16 protein-coding genes, 1 pseudogene and 1 riboswitch are annotated in these 18,204 nt (G+C 70.5%); of the genes and pseudogenes, 8 read left to right on the forward strand and 9 right to left on the reverse strand.

Annotation, left to right across the window (positions count from 1 at the left end):
• Positions 1-6: 6 nt before the first annotated feature.
• Positions 7-1,125, forward strand: a complete 1,119-nt coding sequence (locus tag ACZ69M_RS10620) for a GNAT family N-acetyltransferase (RefSeq protein WP_470048560.1) — start codon at positions 7-9, stop codon at positions 1,123-1,125.
• Here ACZ69M_RS10620 and ACZ69M_RS10625 read toward each other — a convergent pair.
• Complete coding sequence (locus tag ACZ69M_RS10625; protein WP_470048562.1) at positions 1,112-2,044, reverse strand: phytanoyl-CoA dioxygenase family protein; 933 nt, start codon at positions 2,042-2,044, stop codon at positions 1,112-1,114. The two genes, ACZ69M_RS10620 and ACZ69M_RS10625, sit on opposite strands and share 14 nt — an antisense overlap.
• 123 nt (positions 2,045-2,167) lie before the next feature.
• On the opposite strand from ACZ69M_RS10625, the gene ACZ69M_RS10630 reads away from it, so the two are divergent.
• From ACZ69M_RS10630 to ACZ69M_RS10645, 4 genes are all read left to right on the forward strand, one after another.
• On the forward strand, positions 2,168-3,478 hold the full coding sequence (locus ACZ69M_RS10630; protein WP_470048564.1) for an MFS transporter: 1,311 nt from the start codon (positions 2,168-2,170) through the stop codon (positions 3,476-3,478).
• A gap of 119 nt (positions 3,479-3,597) precedes the next feature.
• A riboswitch (cobalamin riboswitch) is annotated at positions 3,598-3,746 on the forward strand.
• Positions 3,747-3,781: 35 nt separating this feature from the next.
• Entirely contained in the window at positions 3,782-4,003 is a 222-nt protein-coding gene (locus ACZ69M_RS10635) for a CbtB domain-containing protein (RefSeq protein WP_054232543.1), read from the forward strand.
• A 23-nt stretch (positions 4,004-4,026) separates the two neighbouring features.
• Positions 4,027-4,779 (forward strand): CbtA family protein, encoded by a 753-nt coding sequence (locus ACZ69M_RS10640; protein WP_470048566.1) that lies wholly within the window; start codon positions 4,027-4,029, stop codon positions 4,777-4,779.
• Between the two features lie 345 nt (positions 4,780-5,124).
• The gene (locus ACZ69M_RS10645) at positions 5,125-6,027 is read left to right on the forward strand and encodes a hypothetical protein (protein ID WP_470048568.1); all 903 of its coding nucleotides are present in this window, start codon (positions 5,125-5,127) and stop codon (positions 6,025-6,027) included.
• 61 nt (positions 6,028-6,088) lie between these two features.
• On the opposite strand, the gene ACZ69M_RS10650 is transcribed toward ACZ69M_RS10645, so the two are convergent.
• A complete protein-coding gene (locus ACZ69M_RS10650) occupies positions 6,089-6,487 on the reverse strand; it encodes a VOC family protein (protein WP_470048570.1) in 399 nt (132 codons plus the stop codon).
• 96 nt (positions 6,488-6,583) lie between these two features.
• Here ACZ69M_RS10650 and ACZ69M_RS10655 point away from each other — a divergent pair, with 96 nt between their 5' ends.
• Positions 6,584-7,597 (forward strand): helix-turn-helix transcriptional regulator, encoded by a 1,014-nt coding sequence (locus ACZ69M_RS10655; RefSeq protein WP_470048572.1) that lies wholly within the window; start codon positions 6,584-6,586, stop codon positions 7,595-7,597.
• 69 nt (positions 7,598-7,666) lie between these two features.
• Here ACZ69M_RS10655 and ACZ69M_RS10660 read toward each other — a convergent pair whose 3' ends face one another.
• Positions 7,667-10,096 (reverse strand): SpoIIE family protein phosphatase, encoded by a 2,430-nt coding sequence (locus tag ACZ69M_RS10660; RefSeq protein WP_470048574.1) that lies wholly within the window; start codon positions 10,094-10,096, stop codon positions 7,667-7,669.
• Positions 10,097-10,301: 205 nt separating this feature from the next.
• On the opposite strand from ACZ69M_RS10660, the gene ACZ69M_RS10665 reads away from it, so the two are divergent.
• Together ACZ69M_RS10665 and ACZ69M_RS10670 are read left to right on the forward strand one after the other, a co-directional pair.
• Positions 10,302-11,060, forward strand: a complete 759-nt coding sequence (locus tag ACZ69M_RS10665; protein WP_470048576.1) for an IclR family transcriptional regulator — start codon at positions 10,302-10,304, stop codon at positions 11,058-11,060.
• Between the two features lie 97 nt (positions 11,061-11,157).
• A pseudogene (locus ACZ69M_RS10670) lies at positions 11,158-12,297 on the forward strand (PP2C family protein-serine/threonine phosphatase); the annotation flags it as partial.
• Positions 12,298-12,983: 686 nt separating this feature from the next.
• On the opposite strand, the gene ACZ69M_RS10675 reads toward ACZ69M_RS10670, so the two are convergent.
• The 6 genes from ACZ69M_RS10675 to paaA all read right to left on the reverse strand — a co-directional run bounded on the left by ACZ69M_RS10675 (position 12,984) and on the right by paaA (position 18,031).
• Entirely contained in the window at positions 12,984-13,808 is an 825-nt protein-coding gene (locus tag ACZ69M_RS10675; protein WP_470048578.1) for a CAP domain-containing protein, read from the reverse strand.
• A 457-nt stretch (positions 13,809-14,265) separates the two neighbouring features.
• Positions 14,266-15,384, reverse strand: coding sequence for a 1,2-phenylacetyl-CoA epoxidase subunit PaaE (gene paaE / locus ACZ69M_RS10680; protein WP_470048580.1), 1,119 nt, complete (start codon positions 15,382-15,384; stop codon positions 14,266-14,268).
• Positions 15,384-15,902: a 1,2-phenylacetyl-CoA epoxidase subunit PaaD gene (paaD, locus tag ACZ69M_RS10685; RefSeq protein WP_470048582.1), complete on the reverse strand. Its 519-nt coding sequence runs from the start codon at positions 15,900-15,902 to the stop codon at positions 15,384-15,386. Before paaD ends, paaE begins: the two co-directional genes overlap by 1 nt.
• Positions 15,896-16,723: a 1,2-phenylacetyl-CoA epoxidase subunit PaaC gene (gene paaC / locus ACZ69M_RS10690; RefSeq protein ID WP_470048584.1), complete on the reverse strand. Its 828-nt coding sequence runs from the start codon at positions 16,721-16,723 to the stop codon at positions 15,896-15,898. The genes paaD and paaC overlap by 7 nt, the downstream gene beginning before the upstream one ends.
• Before the next feature lie 10 nt (positions 16,724-16,733).
• Positions 16,734-17,036, reverse strand: coding sequence for a 1,2-phenylacetyl-CoA epoxidase subunit PaaB (gene paaB, locus ACZ69M_RS10695; RefSeq protein ID WP_470048586.1), 303 nt, complete (start codon positions 17,034-17,036; stop codon positions 16,734-16,736).
• Complete coding sequence (gene paaA / locus ACZ69M_RS10700) at positions 17,033-18,031, reverse strand: 1,2-phenylacetyl-CoA epoxidase subunit PaaA (RefSeq protein ID WP_470048587.1); 999 nt, start codon at positions 18,029-18,031, stop codon at positions 17,033-17,035. Before paaA ends, paaB begins: the two co-directional genes overlap by 4 nt.
• Positions 18,032-18,204 lie beyond the last annotated feature (173 nt).

The raw sequence follows: 18,204 nt of genomic DNA on the forward strand, positions 1-18,204 counted from the left end.
AGACACATGCCTGATGTGAGGCACTTCGAGACGATCGACGACATCGACCGGGAGGCCTGGGACGCGCTCGCGCCGGGCAGTTGCTTCTACCAGAGCCATGCCTGGCTGCGGGGTCAGGAGCGGCCCGAGTTCGCCACCCCGGGTTACCTCACGGTCGAGGCCGACGGCCAACTCCTCGCCGGGACGCCGTACTACGACTTCCCGGCGGAGAACGCACCGCCCCTGCCGGATGTGTCCGAGGGCCGCGCCGTGCTCAGACTCGGTACCCGCACCGGCTACCACAACGAGTTTCTGCTGCCGAAGGACCCCGGAACGGCAGGGGAGGCACTCGACGCCCTGGTCGCCGGTGCCGCCGAGAGGGCCGCGGCGCTCGGCTGCGACGCGCTGCTCTTCGACTTCCTCACCACCGACAGTCTGCGGCTGCTCGCGAGCCGGTTCGGGGTGCGGGCGCAGCTGCGCGCCGCGGAGGCCGTCGTGCACAACGACGGCGGCACTTTCGAGTCCTACCGTGAGCTGCTCGGTCGCAACGTCCGCAAGCGCGAGTACGAGATCCGGCGCTTCACGGACTCCGGGCTGCACGTGGAGACGGCTCCGTTGTCCGCGTGCGTCGATGAGTTCGCGCCACTGGTCGCCCAGACCATGGACCGGTACAACGCCTCCCTCGACCTCGCTGAGATCCACACGTTCCTCACCGTCCAGGCAAACTGCCTTGACGACCTGAGCACCGTGTTCCGCTGTGTCGACGAGAAGGGGGAACTGGTCGGCGCCAGCCTGTGCTTCGCCTGGCGGAACACCTTCTACGCCCGGGTGGCCGGCTTCGACTACGAGCGGACGCGCAACGCCTACGAGTACTTCAACGCCGTGTACTACGAACCGCTCCACCACATGGAACGCAACGCGATGACCACGCTCCATCTCGGGCCCTCCGCCCTGAAGGCCAAGGTTCACCGGGGGGCCTCGCTGCACCCCCTGTGGGCGGCCGTCGTTCCCCTGCCGGCCACCGCGCCCGCCGGACTGCGACGGGACACGGTGGCGGACCAGGCTCTCGCCGACGCGGTCCGTGAAGAGGCGGGCGCCGGCATGAGCGAGGAGGAGTGGGATCTGACCCGCGTCACTGCCCTGTGAGGGAGGCCTCCGGGCCGTCGGGCTCGCGGACGGGCCACAGCACCGGGCAGAACTCCGGGTCGGAGTAGTCCGGTTGCCCGGCGGGAGTCCTGCGGACCAGGAAGTCGTGTTTGTAGGGCTCCTGCCGGCCGTCGGACAGGGTGTGGTCGCGGTAGGCGTTCGTCCCGTCCTGGAGATGGAACGAGATGGCCCGGCGCGGCCGCGGACTGCGGTTGGCGCCGCTGCCGTGGTAGAGAAGGCAGTGGTGGAAGGTCATGTGTCCCTTGGGAATGTGCACCGGAACCTTCTCGGCCACGGCGCCGTTTCGCTCCGCGTCTCCGTTCAGGAGATAGTCGCGCCCCACGTCCCGCGGATCACCGACCGGCCGGGCGGCGCCGTGCCGATGCTGCCAGCGGTGGCTTCCATTCACCATGGTGATCGTGCCCGACTCCTCGGTGCAGTCGTGGAACGGAATGAAGGCGGTGAGCATTTCGTCCGAGGAGCAGGTGGGCCAGAAATACTTGTCGAAGTGCCAGGAGACAATGTTCGACTTCTCCTCGGCGATGGGCGGCTTGTAGATCAGCGTGGCCTGGAAGACGCGTATTCCAGGCGTCTGCGCCAAGCGGGCGGCCACCGCCCCGACGATGGGTTTCCTCAGGATTTTCCTCATCGTTTCGTCTTGGTAGTGGATGTAGTCGTTGTTGCGTTGGACATCTCCGTCGGCGGGGGTCCAGTCGGCCAGCCGGTCCGGTCGTGTCGGAAGCTCCCGATCGCGCTGACCAGCGTAGTAGCGCTCGCTCGCGTCGGTCAGGGCGTCCACTTCGGCGTCGGTGAGCAGCTTCTCGGACAAATACCAGCCACGCTCCGAGTAAAGCCGGACATCTTCCTCGGACGGGAGCAGTTCGACTTCCTCGGCGGTAAGTCCTGAATGGTCGTACATTCCGCGACTCCTGTTACCGTGAATGGGGTGCAACAACGACATCCACCCGCACGCTAGCGGACCACGGTGCGCCATGCTAGCGTTGCCGTGATTTTTTTCATGAAGACTTGACCGGGGGTTGCGGTGGCCATATTCGACAAGGATATTCGAATCCTGATCGCGGACAACAAAGACTTCCGCAACATCTGGCTCGGAGAAACCTCGGCGCATTTCGGCGGACAGCTGACCAGTTTTCTCCTACCCTTGATCGCGGTCACCTATCTCCACGCCGACGGCACGGGCGTGGGACTCGTCTCGGCGGTGCAGTTCGTCCCCGTCGTGGTGCTCTCGCTGATCGCCGGTGTCATGGTCGACCGGTATCCGCCGCGCCGCACCCTCGTCACCGCGAGTGTCGCCCAGGGCGCCGCGCTTGCGGTGCTCGCCGCGTTCCAGGCGGCCGACGGGCTGAACTTCGGCCAACTTGTCGTCGCCGCCGCCGTGATCGGTATCGCCACCGTCTTCTACGAAGTCGCCTACCAGTCCACGCTGCCCAGGCTCCTGCCGTTGAACTCCATCGCCGCGGCCAACGGCCTGCACCAGGCGACGTATTCGGTCAGCACCCTCGCCGGTCCCGCCGCGGCCGGCTTCCTCGTCGGCCAGTTGGGGGTGTCACCGACCCTGACGGTGGCCGCCGCGTGCGCCTCCGGTGCCGCGGTGAGCGGTCTGCTGCTGCGCGGCGTCAAGGCCCCCGAACAGCCACGTGAGTCGGCGCTGAAGGCGATCGGCTCCGGGCTCCGCTACACGTGGTCCCTGCGCCCGATCCGGGACCTGTGCGTTCAGGCCGGCCTGTCGAACCTGCACGAGAAGGCCTTCCTGACCGTCTTCCTGGTGTTCGCCGTCCGTGATCTCGACATGAGCGGCACCGTCGTGGGCGTGATCACCGGCATCGGCAGTGTGGGGGCCCTGATCGGTTCGCTCTGCGCCACTCGGCTCACCCAACGGTGGGCCGTCGGCGGTGTGCTGGCCCTGGGCGCGGTGCTGGCCGCGGTGGGTCTGCTGCTCGTACCCGCCGTCAGCCAGGTCGGTGGATACGTCGCGGTGCTCGCGTCGGTCGCCATGATGGTGAACGGCTTCGGCGTCGCACTGTTCAACGTGTTCGCCGTCAGCCTGCGGCAGGCGATTCCGCCGGAGCACCAGATCGGCGCGGTGACCGCGAGCTACCGCCTTGTCGCCCTGGGAACGCTGCCCCTGGGGGCCCTCGTCGGCGGCGCCCTGGCCGACGCCCTGTCACCCGGTACGGCCCTGTGGGCCGTCGGGATCTCCTACCTCGTTGTCTCCTTCTGGCTCACGTTCTCCCCTCTCCGCGGGGCTCGCACGCTGGAGGAGGCACAGAAGCTCGGTCGTACGGCGGACACGCCCGAGCCCCAGGACGCGGACCGGTCCCCCTCGGTCTGAGAGCGAGGCCAGGGCCCGAACTCAGCTTGGTTCCGCCACCGCTGACCCGCTGTTCACAGGGGACCGGCCACCTGGTGCGAGAGGAAGATCACGCCAGGTGGCGCGGTCTTGGCCCCGCACCCGACACGCGGTACGGTCGGTGCGATATCGATGACGGCAAGACGGAAGCCGGTGGGAAACCGGCACGGTCGCGCCACTGTGAACGAGAGGCTCCAGCCCGCTGGGACCTCTTGTGAGTCAGACCCGTAGCCGTCGTCCAGTGCACCACCGAGATGGGACGCGAACTCCCGAGGAGGTCCTGCCATGGCGCAGACCGTCGCCCAGCCGACAACCACCACCCCTGTCGTTCCCGCGAAGCTGCCGCTCAAGGCGATTGCTCCGTGGGCGGTCTTCTTCGGCATTCTGATGCTCGTCCTGCTGTACTTCGTCGGTGCCGAACAGGGCGCCACCTCCGTCGTCTCCGGCTCGGACGTCCATGAGTGGGTACACGACGCCCGTCACCTTCTCGGCTTCCCCTGCCACTGACCGAGGGGACCCGCAGCACTGCCATGAACTCCGCAACGGTAAGAAATCTGCTCGTGCGGGGCATGCTGGCCGGCCTCGGTGCCGGCCTGCTCGCCCTGGTTGCCGCCTACTTCCTCGGTGAGCCGAACGTCGACAGCGCGATCAGCTTCGAGGAAGCCCACTCCCACGAGCACGAGATGGAGATCGTCTCCCGCTCTCTGCAGTCCACCGCCGGTCTTGCTACCGGCGTCCTGGTCTACGGCGTCGCTTTCGGCGGCATCGCCGCGCTCGCCTTCGCCTTCGCGCTCGGCCGCGTCGGCCGCTTCAGCCCGCGGGCGACCGCGCTGCTGCTGTCCGGCTGCGCGTTGCTGGCCGTGTACGTCGTGCCGTTCCTGAAGTACCCGGCCAACCCGCCGTCGGTCGGCAACCCCGACACCATCGGCAAGCGGACCACCCTGTACTTCCTGATGATGGTGCTCAGCGTGCTCCTCGCGATCGCCGCCACCATCCTGGGCAAGCGGCTGGCACCCAGGATCGGCACCTGGTACGCCACCGTCGGCGCGGTGGCCGCCTTCGCCGTCGTGATCGGTCTGGCGTACGCGTTCCTGCCGGTCATCAATGAGGTGCCGAAGGACTTCCCGGCCACCCTGCTGTGGCGGTTCCGTCTCTCCGCACTGGCCATCCAGACCGTGCTGTGGGGCGGATTCGGCCTGGTCTTCGGCGAGTTGGCCGAGCGGTTGCTGAATCCCAAGCCGGTGAAGGCCGCCGCGAGCGGACGGGTCGCCGTCCCCAGCTGACACCACCCACCGCACGAGTGAGGCCCCCGGAACCCTCCGGGGGCCTCTCGCGTTTCCACGGTCTCGTAAGTCCCCTGCCCTCGAAGGTGTGTTCCGTGGAGGAAGTGGTCAACCGGTGAAGAATTGACGGGAGTTGTTAAAGGTTGGAAGAATCCAGCTCGCTTCGCCGCGTCTGAAGTGAGCGAAGCGACACGAGTGGCCTGGGCGGCATGCCTGCCGCCGGTTCTTGCGTCGGGTCATCCGGTTCTGCCGTCCGCGTCGGTCACTCGCGCGTCATCACCTCCCACACTTTCGATTTCACAGAGGCTCATCTTGTCGCGTTCGCAACACTCCAGAACTCTGGCTGTGCTCGCCGCAACCGCATTCGCCACCTCCGCCGTGCCCCTGCTCTGCGCGGGGGTGGCCAGTGCCACGACCGCCGGGGCGTGCGAGTCCGCCACGGTCCAGTACCGCATCGTCGGCGCCGACGGAAACGTCGTGGGCGCCGACTGGACCTCGCAGGGCGGTTTCCACCAATGGGACACCGTTCCCGGCAGCGTCCAGGTCCGGCTGGCTCCCGGCCAGACCGTCGGGGAGGGCTGCAAGTACCCCGTTTCCCTCGCCGAATACACAACCGAAGGGCCGAACTGGTACGTCTCCGGACACCAGAGCCTGGTCGACAAGGCCACGGTCTACCTCACCGCCGACGACGTCGCCGGTACGGACGACGCGAAGCGGACCTGGCAGAAGCTCTCCGTGAAGACGCCGGACTGCTACGGCCAGATCGACCTGTACGGCGATGACATCACCTACGACGGGAAGACGGGGGAGGGACACGGCCCCGTGCCCTACGAGCCCGACAACGTCGTCACCCCCTACCACCTCATAGCGGCGTGGAACGGAGGCGAAAAGCCGTGCGCCCCCGGCCCGTCGGACTCGCCCACCCCGACGCCGTCGGAGTCGACCCCGACGACTCCCGCCACCCCGGTCACGCCCACGACTCCCGCCGGCGGACAGCCTCCCGCCGAGGAGACGACCCCGCCCCCGACCAGCCCCAAGCCCTCCACCACGCCTCCCACGACGCCGGACGTGCCCCCGCTGGCGTCGACGCCGCCCGCCACCCCCGAGCCGTCGCCCAGCGACAGCGGGCCGCCGCTGGCGGAGACGGGTGCGAGCGCGCCGGTCGGCACCCTCGCGGGCGGCGCGGCCCTGGTGGTCGCCCTCGGTGCCGGGGCGGTGTACGCGTCCCGCCGCGCACGCCGCTCATGACCACGGCGCGAGGGGTCACCTTCGTGGCATAGCCCAGCCCGGCAGCCCCGCCCCGGCGCCGTCAGGAAGCGTACTTCTTGACGGCGTCGGGGCTGACCGGGGTGAAGAAGTTGACGAGGTTGCCGTCGGGGTCGCGGAACAGCAGCGAACGATTGCCCCAAGGCATGGTGGTGGGCTTGTTGACGAACTCCTCCACGAAGCCGGTCAGGTTCTCGTACACGCCGTCCACGTCGTCGACGAGGAACTCGATGATCACGGAACGGTTGTCGGACGGACGGGCGGCGTCCGGCGCGAACAGCGGCACGGTGCGGACGCCGGCGATCGCGAGAGTGGCCGACGCCGTCCTGAGCTCGGCGAAGTCCTGGTGGGACCAGCTCGCCCGGGTGCCGGTCGCGCGCTCGTAGAAGTCGACGAGGCGTGCGACGTCGCCCGTGATGACGCGGATCGAGACGAGGTTCACGATGATCTCCCGGTGCGTTCGGTGGGATGTGTACGCACGGAGGCTATGAGGGATAGCGGACACATTCCGCCCGGTATTGCGGGCACACTTCTGAACATGCCCAGGCCCACAGCTCGCGTGCTGACCCTGCTGGAGCTCCTGCAGTCGGGCGGCACCAGGACAGCCGCCGAACTCGCCGAGCGGCTCGACGTCGACGAACGCACCGTGCGCCGGTATGTGGACCACCTGGTCGACCTCGACGTGCCCGTCGAATCGGTGCGCGGCCGCTACGGCGGGTACCGGCTCGCCCCCGGCCACCGCATGCCTCCGCTCATGCTCGGCGACGACGAAGCGCTGGCCGTGCTGCTCGGCCTGATCGCCGGTCGCCGAGCCGGGCTGCCGACGACCACGGGCACCGCTCAGGAGACGGCCACGGCCAAGATCCGGCGGGTCCTGCCCAAGCGCCTCGCCCGAAGACTCGACGCCGTGCTCGACTCCCTCGCCTTCACCGCTCCGCCCGACGAGACGGCCGCACCGCAGAGTGCGGTCCTGCTCCCGATCGCCGACGCGATCCGCCATCGCCGGCCGATCTCCATCCGGTACACCGCCGCAGACGGCCGGCACAGCGCCCGCACGGTGCACCCGTACGGGCTCGTCGTCCACTCGGGCCGGTGGTACGTGACCGGTGCGGAGCCCGAGAGCGGTGAGGACCGCACGTTCCGGCTCGACCGCATCGCGGACGCGAGGTCCCTGCCCGGCTCCTTCGAGCCGCCCGCGGGACTCGATCCGGCGCGGCGCGTTCTGTCGGGGTTCGCCGAGGCCCCGTACCGGCACGAAGTGATCCTGAGGATCCGGGGGACGGCTGAGGAGATCCGTGTCCGGCTTCCGGCGAGCGTCGCGATCGTCGAGGAGCAGCGGGCAGCGGGCCGTGCGGACGGTGATGACGAGCTCTGGTCGCGTGTCCGGTTGCGTGCGGAGCGGCTCGACTGGTTGCCCCCGGTGCTCGCGTCGCTCGATCTGCCCTTCGTGATCGAGCGACCTGACGAGCTCCGCGATCTCGTCGTCGCACTCGCCGACCGGCTGGTGAACTCCGCCCGGCGCCGCCCGCCCGACGTACGACCGGTGCCGTGAGCCCACCGCCACCGCCACCGCCACCGACGCCACGGCCGGCGCCGGTGGCGGTGCGGGGCCGTGCTGGTGTCAGGCGGGCAGTGGCTGTTCGGCCCAGATGGTCTTGCCGGTGGGGGTCTGGCGACTGCCCCAGCGCTCGGCTACCTGGGCAACCAGCAGCAGCCCGCGCCCGCCCTCGTCGAAGATCCGGGCTCGGCGCAGGTGCGGGGCGGTGCTGCTGCCGTCGGAGACCTCGCAGATGAGCGTGGAGTCGCGGATGAGGCGTAGCCGGATCGGCGCCTCGCCGTAGCGGATGGCGTTGGTGACCAGTTCGCTGACGATCAGTTCGGTGGCGAACGCCGTTTCGCCCAGCCCCCACGCGGCAACCTGTTCGCCCGCCACCTTGCGGGCCCCGGCGACGGCCGCGGGATCCCGCGGCAGGTGCCAGGTCCGCATCTGCCGGGCGTCGAGCGCGGAGGTACGAGCCAGGAACAGGACGATGTCGTCGGCGGGACGGCGGGTCAGCACGGTGCTCAGCACCTGGTCACAGGTCTCCTCCAGCGTGTCGGCCGGACTGCTGAGCGCCCGGCGCAGCAGTTCGAGCCCGACGCCGATGTCCCGGTCGGCGGCCTCGACCAGGCCGTCGGTGTAGAGAGCGAGCAGGCTTCCCTCGCCGAGCTCCACCTCGGTGGACTCGTACGGCAGGCCGCCGAGGCCGAGCGGCGGCCCCGCGGGCAGGTCCAAAAACCTCACGGTGCCGTCCGCGGTGACCAGGGCGGGCGGCGGGTGCCCGGCGCGGGCCAGGGTGCAGCGACGGGACGCCGGGTCGTACACGGCGTACAGACAGGTGGCCCCGACCTCCCCCGACGTCTCCTCCGCCCGTCCGCGCGCCCCCGGGCCCTCTTCCCTGTCGAGCCTGATGACGAGGTCGTCGAGCTGGGTGAGCAACTCGTCGGGGGCGAGATCGATGTCCGCGAGAGTCCGTACGGCGGTCCGCAGGCGCCCCATCGTCGCCGAGGCCTGAATGCCATGGCCCACCACGTCGCCCACGACCAGGGCGACCCGCGCGCCGGACAGCTGGATCACGTCGAGCCAGTCCCCTCCGATGTCGGCTCCGGAACCGGCCGGGAGGTATCGGTAGGCGACCTCCACCGCCGTGAGAGCCGGTGGCCGCTCGGGCAGCAGACTGCGTTGGAGTGCCAGCGCCGTGCGGCGTTCATGGGTGTAGCGGCGAGCGTTGTCCACGCTCACCGCCGCCCTGGCGACGATCTCCTCCGCGAGCAGCAGGTCGTCCTCGCCGAAGGACTCCGGCGTGCGGTGCCGCAGGAAGTGCACCAGGCCCAGGGTCACACCCCGGGCCCGCAGCGGGACCATCATGACCGAGTGGATCATGTACCTGCCCACGGTCTCGGCACGGGCCGGGGACGATTCGACCCATGCCCGCAGCGCCGGATCGTCCGACCGGTGCCGGGTGCCCCGGCCGCTGACCAGGGCCAGCACCGGCAGCGAATCCGCCGGGTAGAGACTCGTGCCGCCCGAGGCGACCACCGACTCCGGGCATCCCCTCAGCACCGAGCGCTGCGCGGCGCGGCGGACCGTGACCGACTCGCCGGGTGGCACCGATCGGGGCTCCTCGCCCTGCGCCACGGATTCCAGCAGGTCCACGGTGACGAAGTCCGCGAACCCGGCCACAGCCACCTCGGTCAGCTCTTCGGCCGTTCGGGTCACATCCAGGGTGCTGCCGATGCGCAGGCTCGCGTCGTTGAGCACGGCCAGGCGCTGTCGGGCCCAGTACTGCTCGGTGGTGTCGAACACCGCCGCCGACAGCCCGTGCACCGTGCCGTCCTCGTCCTTCAACGGTGACAAGAACATCGACCACGCATGCTCCCGCGTCTCGCCGGGCGCCTGGCCGTGCTGCTCATGGAAGATCATCTCACCGGTGCGCAGCACCTCCCGCTGGAGGCGGTCGTACTCGTCGAAGGGCCAGTTCGGCTCGATCTCCCACAGCGTCAGGCCCCGCATCTCCTCCTCGGTCCTGCCCATCACCCGCGTCATGACCTCGTTGGCGGCCACGAGCCGTGCGTCGAGGTCGTAGACCGCCACCGGCACCGGGAGCTGCGCCAGCGTGCGGCCCCACATCGCGGCCGCGTTCGGGTCGGACGGTCCGGCAGGGTTCGTGAGCGCCGCGCCGGTCACGAGCCAGAGCCTGTGGCGCGCCGCGTCCACCAGCGGCGCTCCCCGCAGCCGCACCACGACACGACCACCCTCCCGGTGCCGAAGAGCCACCTCGGTGGCCCACTGGCGTCCGTCGGCGATGTGACGCCGCGCGGAGGCGGGCAGGGCGGCGGCGAGCAGGTCGGTGGCGTGGCGGCCCACGATCTCTTCGGGTTCGTAACCGAGCAGCCGCGTGGCTCCGGCACTCCACACCATGACCGAGCCCCGGGCGTCGACCACGACCGCGGAGTCCTCCGGTACGGGCGTCGGCACCTTGCCTCCGGACGCGCCGTGCTCGCTGTCCATGGGTTCTTACCCTCGTCCTCGCCTCGGCGGAGCCCTGAGGAGCGCCCGGGGGAAACCGGGCGCACATCGCGGGCGTCGTCTCCAGCCTCCCGCGGCGCCGTTCCGCCCTCAAGCCAGGGCATCGGCCGTTCGCCGGATCCGTGCGCGGGGTCGGGCGGGGCGGTGCCGCCTTGCTCCTGTGGCGTGTCCGGAGCAGGCTGGTCGTATGGGTGTTCGTGACGGCCCCACGCTGATCACGTCCGTGCAGCGGGCGTTTCGTCTGCTGGAGGCGGTGGGCGCGCACGAGAACGGTGTGCCGGCGAAGCAGCTCGCGCGGGAGACGGGGCTGCCCCTGGCCACGGCGTATCACCTGCTGCGGACGATGATGCACGACGGCTATGTGCGCAAGCTGGACGACGGCGGGTTCGTGCTGGGGGACAAGGTGCAGTCGCTGCACAGTTCGGGGCGTGGGCAGGCGTTGCTGGGGCGGGTGCGTCCCGCACTGACCGCGTTGCGGGACGAGGTCGGGGCTGCCGCGTATCTCACCTTCTACGAGGAGGGTGAGATCCGGGTCGCGGAGATCGTCGACGGTCCCCGGGCACCGCGGGTGGATGTGTGGGTGGGGATGGAGGACGCGGGGCACGCGACCGCGCTGGGCAAGTGTGTGCTGCGGGAACTGGACGACGAGTCGCGCGAGGACTACCTCTCGCGGCATTCCCTGGCGGATCTCACGCCGCGGACGATCACTAGTCCGTCGGAGTTGTTGCGGCGGCTGGATTCCTCGCCGATGGCTCCGGCCGTCACGGATCTGGAGGAGTACGCGCTCGGGACGGTGTGTGTCGCGGTGCCGGTGTACAGCGGGGAGACGCTCGGTTCGCTCGGTGTCTCGCTGCCGGCGAACCGGCTCCCCCGGCTCGAGGAGGTTCTGCAGCGGTTGATGCCGACCGCGAACCGCGTGACCAGGAGCCTCTCGCTCACTATCTGAAATCCCTGTCCTTGTCGCGTCCGACCCTAAGCCGTTTCCTGGATGAAACAGACATTTCCGGAGTGCGGTGGCGCACGGTGAGGACTGCGGACGAAACATGAGTCAGGTCCGAGACCATGGTGGCGATCACTGGCCGATAGGGCCGATCAGGAACCGTGTGGCCGGTCCCGGGGCGTCGGCCCGGACACGCGCCGCCGCACACCTGGCTTCGGGTACGCCGGTCCTGTCCGTGCTGATCGTTCTCGGTGTCGTGCTCATCGGCCTCGTCGGCGGAGCGGGCGTGATCTGGCTCTCCCTGCTCGTGGCCGGGCCCGCGCTGGCCGCCACCACCAGCGGGCCGCGCGGGGTCCTGTGCGTCGGTCTCCTCGCCGCGGTGCTGGGTGCCGCGCTCGGGATCCGGGACGGTGTGCCGGGCCGCGAACTGGTGGCCGTGCTGTCCGCGCTGGCGGCCGTCACTCTCGCGAGTGGCCTGTCCGGCGCGCTGCGGGGGCGTCGTGAGCGGGTGCTCGCGGCCGTGCGCTCGGTCGCGGAGGCCGCCCAGCATGCGCTGCTCAAGCCGGTACCGGCGACGGTCGGGCCGTTTCAGGTGGCGGTCCGCTACAGCGCGGCGGCGGCGGAGGCCCGTATCGGCGGGGATCTTTACGCGCTGCTGCCCACTCCGTACGGCGTCAGGCTGATCGTCGGGGATGTGCGCGGCAAGGGGCTGCCGGCCGTGAGCACCGCCGCACTCGTCCTGGGTGTCTTCCAGGAGGCCGCCTACGACGAGCCCGACCTCCTCGCCGTCGTCGCCAGGATCGAGCGGAGCCTGGCGCGCAACCTCGGTACCGACGACTTCGTCACCGCGGTCGTGGCCGGATACCCGCAGGCAGGGCATCTGGAGGTGGTGAACTGCGGACATGCGCCGCCGCTGCTGGTGCGTGCGTCCGGAGGCGTTGTGCCGGTGGATCCCACCCATCCCGCCCCGCCGCTCGGGCTGAACGCTCTCACGGGCGAGACTCCCAGCCTCCAGGTGCTGCCCTTCGGCGACGGGGATCAGCTGCTGCTCTACACCGACGGGGTCACCGAGGCCCGCAACCACCACCGTGAGTTCTACCCGCTGGCCGAGGGGCTGGCCCGCCACCTGTGCGACGAGCCGGCGCGCACGCTCACCGCGCTGCACGACGAACTGCTGGCGCATGTCGGCGGCCGACTGCACGACGACGCGGCGCTCCTCCTGCTCCACAAGCCGACGGTTGCCGTTCCGACGGTTGCCGTCCCGGCGGTGCAGGGCCCGGCGGTTGCCGACCTGGTGGTGGAGGACTCGGCGGTTGCCGTTCCGGCGGTGGAGGGCCCGGCGGTTTCCGACCTGGTGGTGGAGGATCCGGTGGTGCAGGGCCCGGCGGTTGCCGGCCTGGTGGTGGAGGACTCGGCGGTTGCCGTTCCGGCGGTGGAGGCCCCGTCAGTTGCCGACCTGGCGGATGCTGACCTGGCGGTGCAGGGCCCGGCGGTTGCCGACCTGGCGGATGCTGACCTGGCGGTGCAAGGCCCGGCGGTTGCCGACCTGGCGGATGCTGACCCGGCGGTGCAAGGCCCGGCGGTTGCCGACCTGGCGGATGCTGACCCGGCGGTGCAAGGCCCGGCGGTTGCCGACCTGGCGGATGCCGGCCCGGCGGTGCAAGGCCCGGCGGTTGCCGACCCGGTGGATGCCGGCCCGGCAGTCGCCGACCCGGCCCTTCCCTACCCGGGCGTTCCCTACTCGGCCGTTCCCGAACGGGTGGCGGAGGCCGGTCGTGACGGCTGCCCCGGCTCCGTCCCGCCCCGAGGCGGCCGGGTCCGGTTCGCCGAGCGGGCCGGCGGACCGGTGGACCCGGGTGCTGCGCTCGGTTCCTTCACACCGTGCGGCCGCAGCGGAGGAATATGACGAAGGCCGCCGCGAGGCGTAGGTCAACGGGCCGTGCCGAAGTCCTGCGTCCAGTAGCTGCCGGGCTGTGAGAGACCTACGCCGATCTCCTTGAAGCCGCAGTCCAGGATGTTGCGCTTGTGGCCGGGACTGGACATCCAGCCCGCCATGACCTCCTCGGGGGTGGAGTATCCGAACGCGACGTTCTCGCCGTACGCGCTCCAGGTGTAGCCGGCGCTCGTGATGCGTTGACCGGGGTCCGAACCATCGGAGCCCGTGTGCGACATGTTCTGGTGGCTCGCCATGTCCGCGCTGTGATCCTGCGCGGCCTTCGAGAGCTTCGCGTTGAGGGTCAGCGGGGAGCAGCCGACCTTGCCGCGCTCACTGTTGACGAGGGCCACGACACGCGTCACGGCGGCGGACGCCGGGGCCGTCGTGCCCGCGGTGCTCGGGGACGCGCTGGCGGTGGCCGCGGGCGCGGAGGGTGCCGAGGGTGCCGACGAGGCGGGCGCCTCGGGTGTGGCGGGTGCCGTGGAGGCGGGCGCCTCGGGCGCGGAGGGTGCCGTCGAAGCGGGCGCCTCCGGTGCGGCGGGAGTCGTGGAGGCGGGCGCGGCGGGCGCGGTGGTGGCGTGCGCAGTCGGCTTGTGGGTCCGCGCGGTCCAGCCGCCGCCCTTCCACCGCTCCTGATGGGACGCGTTCTGCCAGTTCTGCCAGTTCTTCGAGCCCTGCCACTGACGGGAGGACCCGGCGTCCGAGGCGCTCTGGTCGTTCATGCACGCCATGGCGGCGGTCGGTACTGCCAGCGCGCTCAGCACGACGGCAGCGATGGTGATCTGCCGGTGGCGCGTCTTCCTGCGGTGCTTGCTCATGCGGGCCTCGCTCGGTCGTCGCGGGGGGCGCCACCGGTGGGCCGGCTCCGCACGGACACTGTGCCTGAGCTGTGGTGACGCCGTTTTGCGCCGCCATTGTTAAAACCTGCGTGAGTAAGCGGCAACGAGCGTCACTACTACCCGGCCTCGTAGGCCCCGAACGTCCTTGAATCGGGCGTATGGGTGTGCAGACCCGGCTTACCGGGGCGCGGCATGATCTGACGTTCCGTCAGAAGGCTTCGTGTGCCCGGCGGACGGCGTGACGCCACCGCGTTTGGCGTATGCCAGTGGAACATGCGCACGTATGTCGGATTGCGGGTGGCAAGTCTGGCTATATCGCCCAGGCGTCATGTACTACCGCACCACGTTGATACGGGAACTCGGCGTGACGGATGTCACGCCGAGCTGCCGCAACCATTCCCGACGATGGTGATGGCGATGGTCATGGACGACCGCGTCAGCTGTCGTAGTCGACGGCGAGCGTCTCCGTGACGGGGAACGACTGGCAGGTAAGGACATACCCCGCGTCGACCTCGGCGGGTTCGAGGGCGAAGTTGCGGCGCATGTCGGCCTTGCCGTCGGTGACCAGGGCCCGGCAGGTGCCGCACACGCCGCCCTTGCAGGCGAAGGGCAGGTCGGGACGGGTCTTCTGGGCGCCGTCGAGGATGCTCCGACCGCGGGGCAGGGCGGCGGTCGTGGAGCGGCCGTCGAGCGTGATGGTGACCTCGCTGACCGGGCCCACGGTGGCCGCGTCCTGGTGGTGCACCTCCCGCACGGGCTCGTCGTCGGCGTAGAACAGCTCCTGGTGGATCCGGTCGGCCGGCACGTAGAGCCCGGCCAGTACCCGCTGGGCGTCGCGGACCATGCCGTGCGGGCCGCACAGCCACCAGTGGTCCGTGCCCGCCACGTCGACCAGCGAGCCGACGAGCGCCGACAGCCGCTCGGCGTCCAGCCGGCCGGAGAGCACCTCGGCCTCGCGGGGCTCGCGGGAGAGGACGTGGGCGAGCTGGAACCGGGCCGGGTAGAGGTCCTTCAGGTCGGCCAGCTCGTCGGCGAACATCACGGTGTCGGTGCGCCGGTTGCCGTAGAAGAGGGTGACCGTCGAGCGGGAGTCCGCGGCCAGCACCGACTCGGCGATGGACAGCATGGGGGTGATGCCGGAGCCCGCGGCGATCAGCACATGATGGCCGGGGGTGGCGAGGTCGGGTGTGAAGGCGCCGGTCGGGGCCATGACCTCGACCATGTCTCCGGGGCGCACCTCCCGTACCAGCCATGCGGAGAACAGGCCGCCCGGCACCACCCGCACCCCGATGCGCGGCACCGATCCGGCCGGCGAGCAGATGGAGTACGAGCGGCGCTCGTCACGGCCGTCGACCTCGCGCCGCAGGGTGAGCGACTGCCCGGGGGCGAAGGCGAACTCCTCGGCCAGCTCCACCGGGATGTCGAAGCCGACCGCGGCCGCGTCCTCGCACAGGGGCTGCACGGCGGCGACCCGCAGGGAGTGGAAGGCCGGCCGACGGCGGGTACGCGGGCGTACCGCCGGGGCGGGGGCGGCCGACTCCATCAGGTCGTCCATCAGATCTCCTTGACGTACTCGAACGGTTCCAGGCAGGCACGGCAGCGCCAGAGAGCCTTGCAGGACGTGGCGGCGAAGCGGGAGGTCTCCTCCGTGTCCGCCGAGCCGCAGCGCGGGCAGGGCACGGCGGCCCGCCGGGTGGTGGTCAGTACGAGCGGCACGGGACCGGCCGGGCGCCGAGGCGCGGCGCCGGGCGGGGCGATCCCGTGTTCGGTGAGCTTGCGTCGACCCGCCGGGGTGATCCAGTCGCTGGTCCACGGCGGGTCGAGGACGGTACGGATCTCGACGCGCTCGTACCCGCCGGCCGCAAGCCGCGCGGCCACGTCAGCGCGCATCTCCGCCATCGCCGGGCAGCCCGAGTAGGTCGGCGTGAGGCTCGCGACGACCGTGCCGTCGGGGGCGAGCGACACCTCGCGCAGCACGCCCAGGTCGGCGAGGGTGAGCATGGGCAGCTCGGGGTCGGGCACCTGTTCGGCGATGTGCCGGGCCCGTCGCACGTCGGTCGGTACGGTCACCATGTCGCCTCCGGATGGGCGCGGGCCACGCTCTGCAACTCGGCCAGCAGCGGCGCCAGATGCTCGGTGTGTTCGCCCGCGCGTCCGGAGCCGGGCAGCGGCCGGTACACGGGCATGGGCAGTCCGCCCGCCTCGGTCACCTGACGCAGCACGGCGACGACCTCGTCCCGTACGTCGTAGGCCGTGAACAACTCGCCCAGGTACGGGGCGACCCGCTCCAGCGCCGTACGCATCCTGCGGTGGGACTCCGCCGTACCGTCGCCCAGGCGCACGGCCCACTCGGCCGCGTACTGGCGGTGGTAGGCCAGTTCCTTGACGCCCTTCGCGGCGATGGCCGAGAGCACCGGGTCGGGGTGCGCGGCGAGCCGCTCGAAGTGTGCGAGCCGCCAGCTGGACAGTGCCAGGAGCCGCACGACACAGAACGCGAAGTCCCCGTTGGGGAGTTCGGCCAGGCGTACGTTGCGGAAGTCGTCGGCGTCGCGGAAGTAGGCGTAGGCGTCCTCGTCGCGGCCCGTGCCGTCCACCTGGCCGGCGCGCGCGTAGAGCAGGCGGGCCTGGCCGAGCAGGTCGAGGCCGATGTTGGCGAGCGCCACCTCCTCCTCCAGCTCGGGGGCACGGGTGGTCCACTCGGCCAGTCGCTGGGCGCACACGAGCGCGTCGTCGGCGAGCGCGACGCAGGAGGCCGCCAGCTCCGCGGCGTCCAGCCCGTCCGGCACGGTGGTGTCGACGCCGTGCAGGGGGTCCTCGAAGCCGGTGCCGTACGCCCAGCGGGTGTCGTCCTCGTGTCCCTCGGCGAGGGTCAGGTAGACGTGGTCGTCACTCATGCCCTGCTCCTCAGATGTGCGGGACGTCGTCGGGGATGTCGTAGAAGGTCGGATGGCGGTAGACCTTGTCGGCGCTCGGGGCGAAGAACGGGTCCTTCTCGTCGCGGGTGGAGGCGGCGATGTGCTCCGAGCGCACCACCCAGATGCTGACGCCCTCGTTGCGACGCGTGTACAGGTCACGGGCGTGGGTGAGGGCCATCGTGTCGTCGGCGGCGTGCAGCGAGCCGACGTGTACGTGGTTCAGTCCGCGCTTGCCCCGTACGAACACCTCGTACAGCGGCCAGCCGTCCTTCTTGCCGTCGATGTCGTTCATGCCGCCGCTTCCTTCCGGGCTCGCTCGCTCTGCTTGGCCGCGTGGGCGGAGGCCGCCTCACGGACCCAGGCGCCCTCCTCGTGGGCCGTTCGCCGCCGGGAGATCCGCTCGGTATTGCACGGTCCGTCGCCCTTGATGACCCGCATCAGCTCGTCCCAGTCCGGAGTGCCGAAATCGTGGCGTCCGCGCTCCCCGTTCCAGCGCAGCTCGGGGTCGGGCAGGACGACGCCCAGCTTCTCGGCCTGCGGCACGGTCATGTCCACGAAGCGTTGGCGCAGTTCGTCGTTGCTGTGGCGCTTGATCTTCCAGGCCATGGACTGGGCCGAGTTGGGGGAGTTGTCGTCGGGCGGCCCGAACATCATCAGCGACGGCCACCACCAGCGGTCCACCGCGTCCTGCACCATCGCCCGCTGGGCGTCGGTGCCGCGCATCATGGTCAGCAGCAACTCGTACCCCTGGCGCTGGTGGAACGACTCCTCCTTGCAGATCCGCACCATGGCGCGCGCGTAGGGGCCGTAGGAACTCCTGCACAGCGGCACCTGGTTGCAGATCGCGGCGCCGTCGACGAACCAGCCGATCACGCCGACGTCGGCGAAGCTCAGGGTGGGGTAGTTGAAGATCGACGAGTACTTCTGACGGCCCTCGATGAGTCGCTCGGTGAGGTCGGCGCGGTCCGCGCCCAGGGTCTCGGCCGCCGAGTACAGATACAGCCCGTGCCCGGCCTCGTCCTGGACCTTCGCGAACAGGATGGCCTTGCGGCGCAGCGACGGCGCGCGGGTGATCCACTCGCCCTCCGGCTGCATGCCGATGATCTCCGAGTGCGCGTGCTGCGCGATCTGCCGGATCAGCGTCTTGCGGTAGCCGTCGGGCATCCAGTCGCGCGGCTCGACCCGCTGGTCACGCGCGACGGTCGCGTCGAAGTGCTCCTGGAGCCGCTCTTCGGCCGCCGGCCCGACGCCGTCGGCGCCGGTGGCGGCGGAGTGTGTCGTGGTCATCGATACCAGCTTCCCTACCGACCATTCGTTCGGTTCCAGTGTGACGGGTTTCTTCCGGCCGGGCAAGACTTTCGTGCGGCCGGGCAGGACCTTCGTCCGGCCGGGCGCGGCGTGCGGTTCGCGGACCATCGGCCCGCTGATGGCGTTCGGGCCTCGGGGCGAACGGCGGGGGA

Source organism: Streptomyces sp. NPDC107454, from assembly GCF_055582885.1.